The sequence below is a fragment of the Hydrogenophaga sp. PAMC20947 genome (assembly GCF_004795855.1).
Taxonomy (GTDB): Bacteria; Pseudomonadota; Gammaproteobacteria; order Burkholderiales; family Burkholderiaceae_C; genus Hydrogenophaga.
The window spans coordinates 4,537,372-4,553,964 of the sequence record NZ_CP039252.1; the positions used below are offsets into that span (position 1 = coordinate 4,537,372).

Annotated in this window: 15 protein-coding genes and 1 tRNA gene; 6 read left to right on the forward strand and 10 right to left on the reverse strand. The window is 63.1% G+C overall.

Going from position 1 to position 16,593, the window contains the following annotated elements; translation table 11 throughout:
- The first annotated feature begins 7 nt into the window (after positions 1 to 7).
- The 4 genes from E5678_RS20680 to E5678_RS20695 all read left to right on the forward strand — a co-directional run bounded on the left by E5678_RS20680 (position 8) and on the right by E5678_RS20695 (position 3,969).
- Positions 8 to 940 carry a bile acid:sodium symporter family protein gene (locus E5678_RS20680; RefSeq protein WP_136180274.1) on the forward strand — a complete coding sequence of 311 codons (933 nt, stop codon included), beginning with the start codon at positions 8 to 10 and terminating at the stop codon, positions 938 to 940.
- Positions 937 to 1,944, forward strand: coding sequence for an SDR family oxidoreductase (locus E5678_RS20685; RefSeq protein WP_136180275.1), 1,008 nt, complete (start codon positions 937 to 939; stop codon positions 1,942 to 1,944). Before E5678_RS20680 ends, E5678_RS20685 begins: the two co-directional genes overlap by 4 nt.
- 80 nt (positions 1,945 to 2,024) lie before the next feature.
- Positions 2,025 to 2,861, forward strand: coding sequence for an EamA family transporter (locus E5678_RS20690; RefSeq protein WP_247597057.1), 837 nt, complete (start codon positions 2,025 to 2,027; stop codon positions 2,859 to 2,861).
- A gap of 316 nt (positions 2,862 to 3,177) precedes the next feature.
- On the forward strand, positions 3,178 to 3,969 hold the full coding sequence (locus E5678_RS20695) for a sulfite exporter TauE/SafE family protein (RefSeq protein WP_168708624.1): 792 nt from the start codon (positions 3,178 to 3,180) through the stop codon (positions 3,967 to 3,969).
- On the opposite strand, the gene mdoH is transcribed toward E5678_RS20695, so the two are convergent.
- The 7 genes from mdoH to E5678_RS20730 form a co-directional block, all read right to left on the reverse strand.
- Positions 3,966 to 5,951 carry a glucans biosynthesis glucosyltransferase MdoH gene (gene mdoH, locus E5678_RS20700; RefSeq protein WP_136180277.1) on the reverse strand — a complete coding sequence of 662 codons (1,986 nt, stop codon included), beginning with the start codon at positions 5,949 to 5,951 and terminating at the stop codon, positions 3,966 to 3,968. The genes E5678_RS20695 and mdoH overlap by 4 nt on opposite strands.
- A complete protein-coding gene (locus tag E5678_RS20705) occupies positions 5,924 to 7,564 on the reverse strand; it encodes a glucan biosynthesis protein G (protein WP_136180278.1) in 1,641 nt (546 codons plus the stop codon). Before E5678_RS20705 ends, mdoH begins: the two co-directional genes overlap by 28 nt.
- Positions 7,565 to 7,753: 189 nt before the next feature.
- Positions 7,754 to 9,148, reverse strand: coding sequence for a sigma 54-interacting transcriptional regulator (locus E5678_RS20710; protein ID WP_136180279.1), 1,395 nt, complete (start codon positions 9,146 to 9,148; stop codon positions 7,754 to 7,756).
- Positions 9,145 to 9,834: a hypothetical protein gene (locus E5678_RS20715; protein ID WP_136180280.1), complete on the reverse strand. Its 690-nt coding sequence runs from the start codon at positions 9,832 to 9,834 to the stop codon at positions 9,145 to 9,147. The genes E5678_RS20710 and E5678_RS20715 overlap by 4 nt, the downstream gene beginning before the upstream one ends.
- On the reverse strand, positions 9,824 to 11,209 hold the full coding sequence (locus E5678_RS20720; protein ID WP_136180901.1) for an ATP-binding protein: 1,386 nt from the start codon (positions 11,207 to 11,209) through the stop codon (positions 9,824 to 9,826). Before E5678_RS20720 ends, E5678_RS20715 begins: the two co-directional genes overlap by 11 nt.
- A 32-nt stretch (positions 11,210 to 11,241) precedes the next feature.
- Positions 11,242 to 12,612: a tRNA (N6-isopentenyl adenosine(37)-C2)-methylthiotransferase MiaB gene (gene miaB / locus E5678_RS20725; RefSeq protein ID WP_136180281.1), complete on the reverse strand. Its 1,371-nt coding sequence runs from the start codon at positions 12,610 to 12,612 to the stop codon at positions 11,242 to 11,244.
- 142 nt (positions 12,613 to 12,754) lie between these two features.
- Entirely contained in the window at positions 12,755 to 13,129 is a 375-nt protein-coding gene (locus E5678_RS20730) for a hypothetical protein (RefSeq protein ID WP_136180282.1), read from the reverse strand.
- A gap of 233 nt (positions 13,130 to 13,362) precedes the next feature.
- Between E5678_RS20730 and E5678_RS20735 the strand changes: the two genes are divergently transcribed.
- On the forward strand, positions 13,363 to 13,956 hold the full coding sequence (locus tag E5678_RS20735; RefSeq protein ID WP_136180283.1) for a carboxymuconolactone decarboxylase family protein: 594 nt from the start codon (positions 13,363 to 13,365) through the stop codon (positions 13,954 to 13,956).
- An 18-nt stretch (positions 13,957 to 13,974) separates the two neighbouring features.
- Here E5678_RS20735 and E5678_RS20740 read toward each other — a convergent pair whose 3' ends face one another.
- The 3 genes from E5678_RS20740 to E5678_RS20750 form a co-directional block, all read right to left on the reverse strand.
- Entirely contained in the window at positions 13,975 to 14,535 is a 561-nt protein-coding gene (locus tag E5678_RS20740) for a YaeQ family protein (RefSeq protein ID WP_136180284.1), read from the reverse strand.
- Positions 14,536 to 14,626: 91 nt separating this feature from the next.
- Positions 14,627 to 14,703: transfer RNA gene (locus E5678_RS20745), tRNA-Met, on the reverse strand.
- Positions 14,704 to 14,835: 132 nt separating this feature from the next.
- Positions 14,836 to 15,618 carry an enoyl-CoA hydratase gene (locus tag E5678_RS20750; RefSeq protein ID WP_136180285.1) on the reverse strand — a complete coding sequence of 261 codons (783 nt, stop codon included), beginning with the start codon at positions 15,616 to 15,618 and terminating at the stop codon, positions 14,836 to 14,838.
- Between the two features lie 164 nt (positions 15,619 to 15,782).
- Between E5678_RS20750 and E5678_RS20755 the strand changes: the two genes are divergently transcribed.
- Positions 15,783 to 16,592, forward strand: coding sequence for an enoyl-CoA hydratase-related protein (locus E5678_RS20755; protein WP_247596852.1), 810 nt, complete (start codon positions 15,783 to 15,785; stop codon positions 16,590 to 16,592).
- The last annotated feature ends 1 nt before the right edge of the window (position 16,593 follow it).

Here is a 16,593-nt window from a genome sequence, read left to right on the forward strand (position 1 = left end):
ATGCACGATGCAGCCCGTTGACCTCATCCATCTCAACTTCAATCCCGCCGCCCTGGCGGTGCTCAATGGCGTGCTGGCGTTCCTCATGTTCGGCATCGCACTGGACACGCGGCTGGACGACTTCAAACGCGTTGCGCGCATGCCGGTGGCTTTTGCCGCAGGCATCCTGGCGCAATTCATTGCGTTGCCCGCCATCACTTTTGGCCTCACGCTGCTGCTGCAACCCGGCCCCAGCATTGCATTGGGCATGATCCTGGTCGCCTGCTGCCCGCCGGGCAATGTCAGCAACATCCTGACGCACCGGGCCAACGGCAATGTGGCGCTCAGTGTGTCGATGACAGCCGTGTCCAACGCGATCGCCATCGTCGCCATGCCGCTGAATTTCGCGTTCTGGGGTGGGCTGCATCCAAGCGCGGCGCCGCTGCTCAAGACGATTGCACTGGATCCGTTGCAAATGGTCGGCCACATTCTGCTCATCATCGGTCTGCCCTTTGCGCTGGGCCTCTGGTGCGCCCACCGTTTCGAGCGCTGGACAGCGCGTTTCAAGAAGCCCGTGCGCATCCTGAGTTTTCTGGCCCTGATCGGCTTCATCATCGGCGCCATCGCGGGCAACTGGCGCTATTTCCTTGATTATGTGGGGCTCGTGTTGCTTGCCGTGGTGCTGCACGATGCGCTCGCATTCGGTACCGGCTACGCCGTGGCACGTGCTTTCGGCCTGTCCGACTACGATCGCCGTGCTGTGGCCATCGAAGTGGGCATCCGCAATGCGGGGTTGGGACTGGTCTTGATCTTCAGTTTCTTCGGTGGCCTGGGCGGCATGGCCGTGGTGGCCGGGGTCTGGGGCTTCTGGGACATCATCGCCGGCATGACCCTGGCCGGGTGGTGGGCGCGTCGACCGTTGCAGGGCGGTGTACCGGTGCTGGCGGAGGAGCGGGCATGAGCGTCTCGCCGATTGGCGCCGCGCGGCGCGTATTGGTCACTGGGGGCGATGGATTTCTGGGGCGCGGATTGGTGAAGGCGTTGGCCCAGGAGAGGGGCGTCGAGGAATTGGTGGCACTGGATGTTCGCCAGGTCCCTGTTGAGCGGCGCGTGCCTGGTGTTTTGTACCAGAGGGCCGATGTGCGCGATGCGGCCGCCGTGGCCGATGCGGTGGCGGCGCATGAAGTCGACACCGTGGTGCACCTCGCGTCCATCGTGACGCCTGGAAAAGGCTCCAGCCGCGCGCTGGAGTACGCGGTGGACGTGGGCGGCACGCGCAACTTACTGGATGCCTGCATACGCCATGGCGTGCGCCATCTCGTGGTGTCCAGCAGCGGCGCGGCCTATGGGTATCACGCCGACAACCCAGCCTGGCTGACCGAAGCACACCCCTTGCGCGGCAACCCAGTTTTTGCCTATGCAGACCACAAGCGCTTGGTGGAGGAAATGCTCTCAGAGGCCCGCCTGAAGCACCCGGCACTGGCGCAGACTGTGCTGCGCATTGGCACGATTCTGGGTGAGCGTGTTGACAACCAGATCACGGCGTTGTTCGAAAAATCGCGCCTGATCGCTATCCGGGGCAGCGACAGCCCGTTCGTCTTCATTTGGGACGAAGACGTCACCGGTGCCATCCTGCACGCGCTCAGTGGACAGGGCGTTCCAGGTTGCTACAACCTGGCGGGCGATGGTGCGCTCACCATCCACCAGATCGCGCAGCGGTTGGGCAAGCGCACGCGCAACTTTCCAGCGGACCTGCTGCGCGCCGCGCTCTGGCTCGGCTCGCGCACGGGTCTCTCTCGCTACGGACCCGAGCAGCTCGACTTTCTGCGCTACCGCCCAGTCTTGCTCAATGCGGCACTCAAGTCTCAGTTCGGTTATGTACCACGCAAGACCAGCGCACAGGCGTTTGATGCTTTTGTGGCTGCGCGCACTGCTCAAAGCCGACCCGTCAAGGCGGGGGCTTGAAACCCCAGGCGCGCCTGAGTGGCGTCGACCTGCTGTGTGCCTTGGGCGTGGTCGTGATCTGGGGGCTGAACTTTGTGGTGATGAAGGTGGGCCTTCAAGGCTTGTCGCCCATGCTCATGGGCGCGTTGCGCTTTGCCGCAGCTGCGCTGCCATTCGTCTGGTTCGTGAAACGCCCTGCCTTGCCCTGGCGCTACTTGGCTGGATACGGTCTGGCGCAAGGGTTGGGGCAGTTCGGTTTTCTGTTTCTCGGTCTACAACTGGGCATGACGGCGGGTATGGCCTCGGTGGTGATGCAGACGCAAGCCTTTTTTACGCTGTTGCTGGCAGCGCCTTTGCTGGGCGAGCGCGCGCGGCCAGCCCAGTGGGCCGGACTGAGCGTGGCGCTGGCGGGCTTGGTGTTGATCTCGGTGGCACACGGCGAGGGCCCGGGGCAGATGACGCTGATAGGTTTTGTGCTCACGTTGTCAGCAGCCTTCATGTGGGCTGTGTCCAACATGGTGGCCCGAAAGGCCAGCTTCGCGGGCTCGTTTCAGCCCTTCCCGTTCATCGTCTGGAGCAGCCTTTTCCCTGTTCTGCCGTTTCTGGCGCTGGATATCGCCATCGACGGCCCTGCGCTCGTTTTGCAGCAGTTGCAAAGCATGAGCATCAACGCTGTGCTCTCGGTGCTGTATCTGGGATGGCTGGCCACCTTGTTGGCTTACAGCCTATGGACACTGCTGCTCAAGCGCCATCCCGCTGGGCGTGTGACCCCGTTTTCCCTGCTGGTGCCTGTGGTGGGACTGTGGGCGGCCTGGACCTTCTTTGGCGAGGTGCCGCTCCCGCTTCAATGGCTGGGCACGCTGGGCGTTTTGTTGGGCTTGGTGGTGAACCAGGCCAGTGGCTTGCGGAATTTTTGGCGGTCGTTGCGCACCCGTTGATGCAGTGTGGTGCACATCGATCAACCCACCCACCAGACGCACGCTGTTGGGGCCGCCATGGCCCCCTGGGTATCAAGACCTCATTCCCTGGAGTGGGCCAAAGCAGGCTGGAAACCGATTACCCTTTCGGTGGTTGAAAGGGTCTGGATGGCGGCCTTTGTGCGGGTGGCGATCATCGCCCGTCAAACGGGTCATCGCTGAGCCGGCGGTCCGCTGATCCAGTGACCCAGATATCCAGATGCCCAGGTGTTGGCTCCGAGCCGGTGCCCGGGTTCAACCCACGCCCGCAACGTCTGATGGAAGAAGCCGCACCGCCATGGCGTTTGTCTCTGCACTCACCCTTGATACCCTGTGGGTCTTGCTCTGCATCGGCCTGGCCTCGTACGTGCAGAACCTCACTGGGTTTGCCTTCGGCCTGATCTTTTTGGCACTGGTGGGCGTGTTTGATCTGCTGCCCATTGCCGAAGCCGCCAACGCGGTGACCTTGATCACCCTGACCCAGACGCTGATCTATTTTCGGGAGTACCCGCTGACGCCAGAATGGCGCGTGGTGAAGCCGGTGATTGTTCCCAGCCTCATTGGTGTGTTGGCGGGACTGGGTTTGCTGGTCTGGTTCAGCTCCAGCGCTTTGTACCTGTTGAAAATTGCGCTGGGTGTGGCCGTAGTGGGGTCATCGGCCTTGCTGGTCATGCGGTTCAAACCCAAAACCCAGATGGATTCACCCGCTTCATTTGCTGTCATTGGCGTGTTCTCTGGCTTGATGGGCGGGCTGTTTTCCACCGCCGGCCCTCCGCTGGTCTACAAACTCTATCGGCAGCCGCTCAGCCTGCCGGTGGTCCGCCAGGCGCTGCTGGTGATGTTCGGCATCAACCAGCTGGTTCGCCTGATCGTCGTGGTGGGCGCCGGTCAGTTGACCCTGGCCTCGCTGGTGCTCGCCGTGATGGCGCTTCCCCTGCAGTTTCTGGTCACGCGGGGCAACCGGCAATACCCGTTGAACATGTCGCCCGTGGCCATTTCTCGACTGTCGGCCGGTCTGCTGTTCATGGCGGGTTGCGGGCTGAAGATGAAGGAACTGGGGCGTCGAAACCCACACTGTCGATCAGCTTAGACCGCTTTCAAGGCCAGGCGACTGGCGTGCTTCCAGGCGCGGCGCAGCACCGCAGGCGACCACGACTCTTCTGGAATGATGAGCACACCTTGGGTGCGGAGCCAGACCCCCAGGGACACGTGGCTGGTCAGGACAGTGAGTGGAATGGCCAGCAAAAGGGGCAGCGCCACTGGTGCCAACCACATCAAGGCTTGGGGGCTGAACATGGCCACACCCGTGGCGACCGCCACAGCCGCCAGTGTCATGGGGGTGAGCTGACGCAGTGCATCGCTCCAGGCCACGCCGTTGGCTTCACGGGGTGGGGATTTCCATTCCAGCTTCCAGCCGGTGATCGCAATCAACACAAACAAGGTGTGGCCGAGCATGCGCACCGGGGCTTGCAAAACCGCCAACAGCGTCTCCAGACCGGTGTTGACCACCAACGCCAGGCCGCCGCCAAACTGCTTTTGTTCGCGCTTCAAGAACACCGCTGCCAGACCCAACACGCGCGGCATGAAAAGCAGACACAGCGTCCAGGCCCACAAGCCAAGCAATTCAGCAGGCACCACGCCCTCAAAGCCGGCGCTGCCACCCTGATGCAGCCACAGCGCGGTGCCCACGCTCAAAAACGCCAGCCACAGCGGGGCCGATACATACGACATTGCGCCCACAACAAACATGGCTCGGTGCACCCGGTGAATACCGGGTTCAGCGCACAGGCGTGAGTTTTGCAAATTGCCCTGGCACCAGCGGCGGTCGCGCTGCAACTCGCTCAACAAATCGGGGGGTTGTTGTTCGTAGCTGCCCGTGAGGTCGGACACCAGCCACACGTGGTAGCCGGCACGGCGCATGAGTGCGGCCTCGACGAAATCGTGCGACATGATGCCGCCGGCCATGCCGCCGTGGCCTTCAATCGGTGCGAGCGCACAGTGCTGCATAAACGGTTGCATGCGGATGATGGCGTTGTGGCCCCAGTAGTGGGATTCGCCGAGTTGCCAGAACTGCATGCCGAGGGTAAACAACCGCCCAGTCACGCGCGAACCAAACTGCTGCACCCGCGCATGCAGTGTGGCGTGCCCAATGGACTGCGTGGCGGTTTGAATGATGCCGGCGCTGGGGTTGGCGTCCAGCAGCTTGGCCAGGTTCACCAGGCATTGGCCGCTCATCACCGAATCGGCATCCAGCACCACCATGCTGTCGTAGTCTTTGCCCCAGCGGCGGCAGAAATCGGCCACGTTGCCCGCCTTGCGGTGACTGCGGCGCGTGCGCAGCCGGTAATACACCTCGATGGGGGCCTGGCCACCGGGCCCGCTCAGATCGCTGCGCAGTTGTGCCCAGGCACTTTTTTCGGCCACCGCAATGGCGGGGTCGTGGCTGTCTGAGAGTACAAACACATCAAAAAATCGCGCGTGGCCGGTGGCGGCCAGCGACTCGCAGGTCGCGCGCAGCCCGGCAAACACCGTGGCCACATCTTCATTGCAGATGGGCATGATGATGGCGGTGCGCTTGTCGGGGCTGAGCGTGCGGTGCACCACTTGCCCGGCCGAGAGGGCGTGCTTGTCGCCAAACAGCAGCACCCAGAAGCCCATCCAGGCGGTCACGAAGCCGACCACGACCCAGGCCGAGAGCACCACAAACAGCACCAGTTGTGTGCCTTGCAGCCAGGCATTGCCGCCCGCGGGCTGCAGGTGTGCATACAAGGCGCTGGCCAAGGCTGTCCACAGCACGATCAACCCGGTCAGCACCGCCCGGCGGCGCCCGGCGGCCTGTTGCCAGGGGGCCGGGACGGGCTTGGCTTGGGCAGGCTCGCGCGGTGGCAGCCAGGTGCTGGCCTTGGCCAGCACGGCTGAGCCCAGGCTGTTCCAGAAACCGCGCCAGGGCAGCGGCGTCATGGATCCACGGTGGATGAGTGGTGCCGTGGCCGCGGTGGGGTGGCGTTCTTCACGCACCGCGCTGCGGCGTGGACCGGCCGTTTTCACTGGGGCAGCAATAGGTGTGTCCATACTTCGCTCACGCTCTGGTTTTGGTGTTGGAGAAAGGCGCGCAGCTCCACCGGTTTGGCCGGATCGACGCGGGCCACCTGCAGGCTCATGCGCCAGGTGCGAGTAGCTGGGTTGGGGTAGGTCGTGGCTTCGAGCACGCGGCCATTGCCGTCGGTGTTCACCACGGCTTTGAGTTCGGTGCCCGCGGGCAGTGAGTCCAGCGCCGGACCCTTGAAATCGAGCACATATTGGGGCTGGGCGTCTTGCTCGGCAGCGCTGCGCTGGGTGTAGCCGTAGCCCCTGCGGCTCTGGGTGACCCAGCTGCCAGGTGGGCGCTGAAACTGGTCACCTTGCCAGTGAACTTCGTAGGAAAACGCCAGTGGCTGGCCGGGTTCGGGCAGCTTTTCGGGCACCCAGTAAGCGACCACGTTGTCCTGGGTTTCGTCGGGGGTCGCCAGTTGAACCAGTTCGACCCGACCCGCGCCCCAGTCACCCAAGGGAACGACCCAGGCACTGGGGCGACGCTCGTAGCGCGCTTCCACGTCTTCGTAGTGGTCGAAGTTGCGGTCGCGCTGCATCAAGCCAAAGCCGCGGATCTGTTGGGCTTGAAAGGAATTCACCAACACGTCGGCAGCAGGACGTTGCAACGGGCGCCACAACCACTCTGGTCCATGGGGGCCGTCGGTGTGCAGCATCAGGCCGTCGGAGTCGTGAACTTCAGGGCGGTAGTCGCGTGCGTTGGGTTGGTTGTCACCCGACACAAACATGCTGGTCAGCGGTGCAACGCCCAGGGTGTTGATGGGGGGGGCGCCGCGGCGCACATGCAGCTGTGCGCGCACTGTTGCAACCGACTCGGGGCTTTGCTCGGTGCCGGGACGGATCACAAACTGGTAGGCGCCGGTGACACGCGGTGACTCGAGCAAGGCGTACAGGGTGACTTCTTTCGCGTCGGGGGCAGGGCGCTGCAACCAAAACTCGGTGAAGCGCGGGAATTCTTCGCTTTGCCCAGCGGGAGCGCCCACGGTGTCGATGGCCAGCCCACGGGCCGACAAGCCAAACTGCTGGTCGCGCCCGAGCATGCGGAAGTAGCTGGCACCCAGGAACACGGCCAGCTCGTCCTTGTAGGCCGTGTTGTTCAGCGGGTAGTGCAGGCGCAAGCCCGCAAAACCGAGATCGCCCCAGGCCTGGGTGTCAGGCCGCTGGTGTTTGAATTCCTGGCCAAAGCCGAACAGGTCGCCGCTGTAGGGAATGAAGCGTGCCTGGCCGAGGGCGTCGATTTCGTGCACACGCACCGGTTGCTTCTGGTTCAGGCCGAGGTGGAAGTACTGCACCTCAAACGGCAGGGCTTGTTGGCGCCAGGTCGACTGCTCGGTTTTGAACCGGATGTCGCGCAGCTGGTCGTAGTTGAGGTTTTTCACCTCGGTGGGCAAGGTGTCGCTGATTTCGCTCCAGGGCGCCTGAGCGCGGGTTTTCGCGAGCTGGGCCAGGCTCTGCCAGTCAAAAGCATTGGAAGCAGTCCGCACCGGCTCTGCGGCCAATGCCGCCGGGGCCAGAGCCACAACCAGCAGCGCTGCGCACAGCCAGCGGACTGTGCTGCCCTGGCGGTGGTGGATGGGGGGGGAACGAGCGTCCATGCCTTGATACGGCAAGCCCCGTGCCAGGGCTGAAAAACGCTTTTAAATCAAGGGCTTAGATCGAAAAGTTGATGGCAGCCGGTGAATTTATCTTCCAGAGCAAGGGAAAACCCTCAATTTTGTCGCTATGTGGCGACAAGCTGAGTGTGGGTTTGTAAAAAACCCTTAAAAATCAACCCACTAACGGTGTCACTCACCAGCGACAACATCGTCGCTACCCGCCTTGAACAGGCCTGGTGTGAGCCCGTGCTTTTGCAGCAGTCGGTAAAACTCGGTGCGGTTGCGTTGCGCAAGGCGGGCCGCGTCGGCTGCGTTGCCATCGGTCATTTTCAGCAAATCGACCAGATAAGCGCGCTCAAAGCGTTGTTTTGCATCGGCAAAACTCAAAACCTCCACCGCCGGGCCGCTGCGCAGCGCGCGCTGCACCAGCGACAGCGGCACCAGCGGCGTGGTCGACAGGGCGCACACCTGCTCGACCACGTTGTAGAGCTGGCGCACATTGCCCGGCCAGGGAGCCTGTGACAAGCACTTCAGCGCCTCGGGCGAAAACCCCGAACTGCGCTTGGCGTATTTGGCCGCGAGCTTGGCCAAGAAGTGGTTCGCCAAGAGGGTGATGTCTTCACGCCGTTGGGCCAGTGTGGGCAAATGCAAGGTGACCACATTGAGCCGGTAGTACAGGTCTTCGCGAAACTGGGCGCTTTCCATGGCGGCGTCCAGGTCGCGGTGGGTGGCGGAGATGATGCGCACATCGACCGGAATCGACTGGCTGGAGCCCAACGGGCGCACCGCGCGCTCTTGCAGAACGCGCAGCAGCTTTACCTGCAGGGCCGGCGGCATGTCGCCGATCTCGTCCAGCAGCAGGGTGCCGCCGTGGGCCATTTGAAAGAGGCCTTTGTGGTTGGCCACGGCATCGGTGAACGCGCCTTTCATGTGGCCAAACAGCTCCGACTCGAGCAGTGCTTCAGGAATGGCGCCGCAATTCACTGCCACAAACGGCTTGCCCGCGCGAGGGCTGGCTTTGTGAATGGCGCGGGCAAGCAACTCTTTGCCGCTGCCGCTGTCGCCGCGCAGCAGCACGCTGGCATCCGACTGCGCCACCAGGCGCGCCTCGGCCAGCAGATCGGCAATGCGAGTCGAACGGCTCACGATCTCGCTGCGCCACGTTTCGTCGGCGAGCGGGCCCGGTTCGTTGGGTGCGCTCAAGGCGGCGGCCTGAGCGATTTTCTCCAGCAGGTCTTTCGAGTCAAACGGTTTCGTGAGGTAGGTGAACACGCCTTTGGCGGTGGCGGCCACTGCATCGGGAATGGTGCCGTGGGCGGTGATCAGAATCACTGGCAACGCGGGGTGGCGCTGGCGAATTTCGTCAAACAGCGCCAGGCCATCGCGTCCGGGCAGGCGCACGTCGGAGAGCACCACCTGCGGGCGTTCGATCTCCATGTGCGCCAGCGCCGCTTCGGCCGAGCCCACGGAGGTCACCGCATAGCCAGCCGCATTCAGGCGCATGGAGAGCAGGCGCAGCATGTCTGCATCGTCGTCGACCACCAGCAGGCGCACACGTTGGGTCGGGGCGGTTTGTTGGCTCATGGGCGGACAGGTCGAGGCCCGTGGGGTGGGGGGGGCGCATTCATGCTGCGCTCAATCGCGCGCATGGCGTCGAGGCGCTCATTCAAGGCGTCGATCCGGCGCTGGCTCTCACGCAGCTGTTGGGTGGTCCGCTCCAGGTTGTCCTCAAGGCGGCGGATGGTGGTGAGGTTGTCTATCAACACATGCGCCAGCGCTGTGTACGCGCTGGCATCGGCCTCCGTGCTGGAAGCCACCCGCTGGAGCAAGCCCAGGGCCCTTGCGGTTTCCACCGGCTCACGGGTTTGCAGCAGGGCGAGTGCAAACTGCATCAGGATTTTGGGACTGGGGGCAACGGCGGGTGAGGTGCCCTGGCCCGACTTGGGGACTTGGGTCCCCTGCGTGATCAGCTCCTGCTTGCGCTCGACCGCGCCCATGGCTCGCAAGCGTTCGGCATACCGCAACAGGTCGGCCAGTGCATCTTCGTCGGTTGTGACCGTTGCCGGATTGGGCACTGGGGCGGTCTCGGTCACCGGTGCGGCAGCTGCAGCGCTGGTCGGCGCAGCCACCTCGACAGCGGCGGGCGCAGACGCGGGCGGCGAGCTGTGTTGACACGCTGCCAGCAGTGCGCTGCATGCGGCCACCGCCAGGCGGCTACGGCCATTCCTCAGGCGCCGCGTTCGGTTCGCGGTGTCGATCTCAATGCGCATGGGGTAGTTCAATCCTGAAGTGCGTGGTGTTGGGCCGGCTGCGCACCAGGCGCACCCGTCCACCATGGGCTTTGACATATTCCTGCACGATAGACAAACCAATACCGGTGCCACGCACTGCGTCGACCGGTTGGCGTTCACCGCGGTAAAAGGGTTCAAAAATACGTTCCCAGTCGGCCTGCGCAACGCCAGGGCCTTGATCGATGATGTCAATGCCCACGCCGTCGGCGTCTTGCGCCAGGCGCAGCACAATACTGGCCCCAGCGGGCGAAAACCGAATCGCATTCAGCAACAAGTTGCCCACTGCCGAGCTCATTTTTTTCCGGTCCAGAGGCAGTGTGACCGCTTCGCCCTCTACCCGCACCACCAGACCGCGACTCTGCCAGTTCAAGCGCTGTTCCTCGATTTGCGCTTCGAGGAGGCTGCGCACGTTGGTGGGTTCGCGCTGGAGTTGTTTGGCGTCAAACGCAGCGGCATTGAAGCTGAGCAGCGCCTCAATCTGTTGCTGCAGCAAGTCGGTGTTGTGCCGCAAGATGTGGACCACCTCGGCTTGGCTGGGCGTGAGTGCGCCGGCCACGCCGTCGCCCAGCACCGCCACGCCCTCGTGTAGCGAGGCCAGCGGAGTTTTCAGCTCGTGCGAGACGTGACGCAGAAAGCGTGCCTTGTCGTCGTCGAGTTCGGTCAGGCGAATGCGCAGCCATTCGAGCTGCTGGCTGACCCGCCGCACATCGCGCGGGCCTGCGATGTTGATGGCTCGATCCAGCTGGTTTTGACCCAAACCCGCGATGGCTTGTTCCAGACGCTTGAACGGGCGCGCCAACCACACGCCAAACGCCAGCGCCAGCAATGCAGCAAGCAGAATCGAGCCAGTGACCTGTTGCGTGAGTTGCTCTCGGCTGCGATCCAAGCTCATCTGCAAGGCCACATTGCGCCGCGCGATGATGGCCTGCACCTCTTGCCCCAGCGCCACGTTGTGGCCATCGAGGGCGCGAAAGGCGCTGGCCACGGCTTGCTCGCGCTCCAGAGCGGTTTCGGGTTCACCATCCAGAAGCGCGGTGATGGCTTGCAACTGGTCGCGCCATTCCTGAATGCGTTGGGGCGTGACCTCGTTGTCCTGCAGACGTTCTACGATATCTCTCGCGTGCTGGGCGGTGTCGTCGAAATTGGCGCGCAGCACCGCATCACGCAGCACCAGCGATTGACGCGCACTGCGCTCCATGTTTTCGCTGCGCTCGCGCAGCGACTGCGCATCGGTCGACAGCTCGATCGCCAAGCTCGCGCCGGCACTGGACTGCGCCATCAGTCGCTCCAGCGAGAACAGCGCACGCACCGCCACTGTGCCCAACAATGCGCCAATGAGCAAAAACGCGACCATCAACAGCTGGGGAAACGAAAACGGAGAAGCCCTCAAGGTGTTGCGTCGGCGGTGATGACCACTTCACCGCGCAAGGAGTGCGCGGTGGCTTGCGTGATGTGCACATCGATCATCTGTCCCACCAGGCGTGCGCCGTTGGGGCCACCATGAAAATTCACCACACGGTTGCACTCGGTGCGCCCCATGAACTCGGGCGCTTGGGGCGTGGACTTGCGTGAAGGGCCTTCCACCAGAATGCGCTGGACCGTGTCCAACCGGCTGGCGCTGATACGGGCCACGTTGGCTTCGATCGTGGCCTGCAGGTGTTGCAGGCGCTTGAGTTTCACGGCGTGTGGTGTGTCGTCGAGCAGGTTGGCCGCCGGTGTTCCGGGGCGCGGGCTGAAGATGAAGCTGAAGCTGATGTCAAAGCCCACGTCGTCGATAAGTTTCATCGTCTTGCCGAAGTCTTCTTCGGTCTCGCCAGGGAAGCCGACGATGAAGTCGCTGCTCATCTGGAGATCTGGCCTGATGGCGCGCAGCTTGCGCACCGTGCTCTTGTATTCCATGGCCGTGTAGCCGCGCTTCATCGCCATGAGGATGCGGTCGCTGCCGTGTTGCACCGGCAGGTGCAGGTGGGTGACCAGCTTGGGCAGCTTGGCATACGCCTCGATCAGTCGCGGCGTGAATTCGTTGGGGTGGCTGGTGGTGTAGCGGATGCGTTCGATGCCGGGGATATCGGACACGTATTCGAGCAGCAAGGCGAAGTCGGCGATCTCGCCGCCTCCCTTTGAAGCGCTGCCCATGGGGCCGCGGTAGGCGTTGACGTTCTGGCCCAGCAAATTGACTTCGCGCACACCCTGGTCGGCCAGGCCGGCGATTTCCACCAGCACATCGTCAAATGGCCGGCTCACCTCTTCGCCGCGCGTGTACGGCACGACACAGTAGCTGCAGTATTTGGAACAACCTTCCATGATGGAGACAAAGGCGCTGGCACCGTCCACCCGCGCGGGTGGCAAGTGGTCGAACTTTTCGATTTCGGGAAAGCTGATGTCCACCTGGGGCTTGGACAACTTGACGCGCGCATTCAGCAACTCGGGCAACCGGTGCAGCGTTTGCGGGCCGAAGACCACGTCCACATACGGTGCGCGCTTGATGATCTCGGCGCCTTCCTGGCTGGCCACACAACCGCCCACGCCGATCAGCACGCCCTTTTTCTTCAGGTGCTGCACCCGGCCGAGGTCGGAAAACACTTTCTCTTGCGCCTTCTCGCGCACCGAGCAGGTGTTGAACAAGATCAGGTCGGCTTCATCCACATTTTTGGTGGGTTCGTAGCCTTGGGCTGCATGCATCACGTCGGCCATCTTGTCCGAGTCGTACTCGTTCATCTGGCAGCCGAAGGTTTTGATAAAGACTTTTTTGCTCATGGTCTTGAGAATAGAAATGGAATGAGAAGCCGGCCGGCATGCGGCACAGCATTGAAGTTCAGCAGGGGCGGGGGGCGCGACCGAAGGCGGTCGGGCAGGCAGCAGGCCCAGCAGGGGGCCGCGCAGCGATGCAAAGGCCGGATCAGTTGCTCAGGTCTGCTGCGCGAGGGCGCTTTTCCGCCGCTTCGATGTCTGTGAGGATCCAGACGTCGTGCACTTGCCCATCGGGCGTCAGCACGTAGTTGACGGTGAGCTCTTGCCCCACCACGGTGCCCGACAACACCATCAGGTTGTTGGTGGCGCGGATGCGCGAGCCGGGGGCCAGGCGGTTTTGCACGCCGTCCATGGTGATCACGGGGGGCTGCAAGACCACCAGCGTACCGCGCAGGGCTTTGCCGGGGAACATGCGGTGCAGGGTCTGGGCCTGGGCAGCGGGCCACAGGGTCACAGAAGCCAACGCCAAAGCGGCGAGCGTGATGCGTCGAAGGCGTTGGCCGGGTGTCGGGCAGCGGTTCATGGTGTGTATCCAGAGGCTGAAATGAAAGAGCCGCAGCAGACTTTGCGGGCTCCAAGAGCCTCAGATTGTCTCATGAGAGCTCGGCGCATGGGGTGTTTGTGTGCGCCGGTGTGGTCACCTGGGCACGGATCGATGGCGGCCAAAAAACCGCGTCTGGCTGAAGTGGGCCACACCATCGTTTGGCGGCATGCAGCCGTTCACAATGCAAGGCTTCACAAGAACACGGAGACACCATGGCCCGCCTGCAACCCTTGCCGCCCGAGACCACGCCCGAGCTGAAACCCCACTTTGACTTTTTCCTGGGCACACTGGGGTTCACGCCGAACAGCGTGCTGACCATGCAGCGCAAGCCCAAGCTGGCCCAGGCGCTGGCTGTGATGAACGCCGCCGTGATGGACCCGGAGGGCGAGGTGGACCTGGGTTTCCGGCGCCTGATCGGGCATGTGGTCAGCAAGGCTTCAGGCTGCCTGTACTGCCAGGCACACACCCTGCTTGGCGCGCAAAATTTTGGGGTGAGCGAAGCGAAGCTGGCCGATGTCTGGACCTATGCCAGCAGCTCCCACTACAGCGAGCGCGAGCGGCTGGCGATGGATTTTGCGCTGGCCGCCGCGTCGCAGCCCAATGCCGTGACCGATGAGCAGTTCGCCGAGTTGCAGCAGCACTGGAGCGATGGCGAAATCGTGGAGCTGCTGGGCGTGGTGGCGATGTTTGCTTTCCTCAACCGCTGGAACGACACCATGGCCACGCCCCTGGAAGCGGTGCCGGAACAGGTGGCTTCAAGGGCGCTGGGCGAACAGGGCTGGGGGCCAGGCAAACACAGCGCCTGAAGGCCTGGTAAGGGCTGTTTACTTCCAGCGAATCGGCTCGATGTCCACGCTGCCCTGCGCGCTGGACAGGGTGATCGAGCCTTCCTGGATCGTCGCCTGCAGCTGCATGCTGCGTTCGGCCAGGGCCGCCAGGGCAGGGGCGGCCTCGGTCGGCAGGCGCCAGGCCTGGAGCTTCTCCAGCCGGCTCAGCTTGGTTTCGATACCGCGCCACCACACATCGGCCGCCGAGCCAAAGGCATAGACGAACACCGCGTCGGCCTTGCTGCAGGCTTTGGCCAAAGGTTTGTCTTCGGGCTGGCCCACTTCGATCCAGATGCGCTTGCGCCCGGTGAAATCGGTCAGCGACACGTCTGGATCGTCCGGGTCGGACAGTCCCGCGCCAAAGGCCAGGGTGCCATCGCCGTTGCAAGTATCTTGCAGTTCATGGGCATGGATGGCCAGCGCCACCAGACGCACCATCATGCGGTCGTCGGTCTCGCTCGGGTGGCGGGCCAGCGTGAGCGCGTGGTCTGCGTAATAGCCGTGGTCGATGTCGGCAATTTGCAGGTTGACTTTGAAAATGGTGGATTTGAGGGCCATGGGGCGTTGTGGCCGCGCAGGGCGCGTCCATTCATAAAGTAACGGACAACAAAAAAAGCGGACACCGTCACCGGGGTCCGCTTTTTGAATCTGGTGGCGATAGGTGGACTTGAACCACCGACATCAGCATTATGAATGCTGCGCTCTAACCAACTGAGCTATATCGCCGAAGCCCCACATTATAGCCAGAATTTCAGCTTTTTTATACCAGCTGAAACTTTTGCGGCACTTTGGGATGATATCTGCCGAGGCATCGTGTTGGTGGTCTTTATGCCCCTGGAAAACCTGGCTTGGCGGAGATCATTTGTGCTGGAACACCGCCTTGCGCTTGTTCACGAAAGCGTCCATGCCTTCCTTTTGATCTTCCGTGGCGAACAGCGCGTGGAACAGGCGGCGCTCGAACATCACGCCGTCGTCCAGCCCGGACTCAAAGGCGCGGTTGACCGATTCTTTGGCGGCCATGAGGCTGATGAGCGAGTAATCACAAATCATGAGCGCGGCGCCCATAGCCTCTTCCATGAGCTTGTCCAGCGGCACCACGCGGCTGACCAGACCGGCACGTTCGGCTTCGGCGGCGTCCATCATGCGCCCGGTGAGCACCATGTCCATGGCCTTGGCCTTGCCCACGGCGCGGGGCAGCCGCTGGGTGCCGCCGGCGCCGGGGATGATGCCCAGCTTGATTTCGGGCTGGCCAAATTTGGCGTTGTCGGCGGCGATGATGAAGTCACACATCATCGCCAGCTCGCAGCCGCCGCCCAGCGCGAAGCCGCTCACGGCAGCGATGACGGGTTTGCGGATGCTTCGAATGGTTTCCCAGTTGCGGGTGATGTAGTCGCCTTTGTAGACGTCGGTGAACGAGTAGCTGGCCATGGCGCCGATGTCGGCGCCCGCGGCAAAGGCTTTTTCGCTGCCGGTGACAATCATGCAGCCGATGGCATCGTCGGCATCGAAGGTCTTGAGCGCTGTGCCCAGCTCGATCATGAGCTGGTCATTCAGGGCGTTGAGCTGCTTGGGGCGGTTGAGCGTCACGATGCCCACTCGGCCTTCGGTGGTCACGGTGATGAGTTCAGGGGTAGCGGTCATGGGGTGTCCTCGAGTGGGTGGGGGATTCGAACTTGACGTAAACGTCAACTATAGCGTCCCAAACCCCGGGAAAACATTAACCGACCGATTGGTTGGTTAATGGTAAATTGGCGAAATCCATCCACACGACAGGCGCTGCCCAAGAGCAGCCCGAGGAGACACATTTGACGACCAGTCCCCCAAAGGCACCCACGGTGCTGTTTGAGCAACGTGGTGCCGTGGCCTTGATCACGCTCAACCGACCCGACGCGCTCAACAGCTTCACCCGCGCCATGCACGCCGAGTTGTGGGTGGCCCTCGACCGCGCCGAGGCCGAGAGCAGCATCCGTGCGGTGGTACTGACCGGCGCCGGGCGGGGCTTTTGTGCCGGTCTGGATCTCGCCGAGCTGGATTTTTCGCCGGGGCCAGGGCAAGTGGAGCGCGCAGACCCCGGCCCGGTCATTGACCAGGCTTTCAACCCCACAACACGCCGGTTGCAAAACTTGAGCGTCCCGTCCGTGGTGGCGGTCAACGGGGTCGCTGCAGGGGCCGGCGCTTCGCTGGTGATGGCTTGTGACATTGCCATTGCCGCACCCAATGCCAGCTTTGTGCAGGCTTTCAGCAAGATCGGCCTGATCCCGGACGCGGGCGGCAGCTGGTGGCTGGTTGAGCGCCTGGGGCTGGCGCGGGCCATGGCGCTAGCGATGACCGGCGACAAGTTGCCGGCCGGACAAGCCAAAGAGTGGGGCCTGATCTGGGACGTGGCCGACGATGCACTCGCCGCTGCGCTGGCCCTGGCCGACAAGCTGGCGACCATGCCCACCAAAGCCCTGGTCGCCACGCGCGCCTTGCTGCGCGATGCCAGCACGCGCAGCCTGAATCAACACCTCGATGTGGAGCGCGACACACAGTCAGCGCTGGGTGCGACACACGATTACATTGAAGGCGTGACCGCGTTTCTGGAAAAGCGGCCTCCCCAGTTCAAGGGGGCCTGAC